The organism is Vibrio sp. 2134-1 (assembly GCF_033339495.1).
In genome coordinates, this window is sequence record NZ_JAWOUS010000570.1 from 1 (window position 1) to 633 (window position 633).

Consider the following 633-nt stretch of genomic DNA (forward strand, 5'->3'; position numbering starts at 1 on the left):
TCACGTTTTGGCTCGATGCCGTGAATAATGGCGTTCTCTACCAAAGGTTGCAGCATCATCGGAGGCAACTCTGTATTTCCTAACCCTTCTTGCACCTCGATTGTGTAACTTAAGCGCTCGCCTAAACGAATTTTTTGAATACCCAGATAAGCGTCAATCAAGGCGATTTCATTCTCAACCATTGTGTGCTCCTCACGCGAGTTTTTTAGCGTTGCACGCAATAACGCCGTGAGTTGATCCAACATTTGTTTGGCTTTATCGACGTCTTGCGACATCAACGCGCTGATATTGGCAAGCGTATTAAACAGAAAATGCGGCTCAATTTGGCTTTGCATCTGCTTGAGCTGGCTGAGTAAAAGGGCTCGTTCTTGTTCGGCATTTTCACGTTTGATGCTCTCTAGCTCACGCTGTGCAATAGCTTCTTTTTCGCGTGAATGAAAATAAAAATAACACATACCGCTAAACAGCAGGCCCATCAGCAAGACAGGCAACATGCCCGAAATACCGAAGTATTCACCGAGCCAAAACTGCGCATTAATTACACCAAACAACAAACACGCGGTCAGTGATAGCGCAATTTCTAGCATGCGTGGGATGGTCGGAAACAACTTGTCGATCAGCCACGAGAAGAAC

The 633-nt window shown here is 45.8% G+C and carries 1 protein-coding gene; it reads right to left on the reverse strand.

Translation table 11 applies throughout. The features are described 5' to 3' along the window. Window positions 1-633 (reverse strand): sensor histidine kinase (locus R7R78_RS27280; RefSeq protein ID WP_225474754.1); only part of this gene is annotated, 633 nt, incomplete at both ends.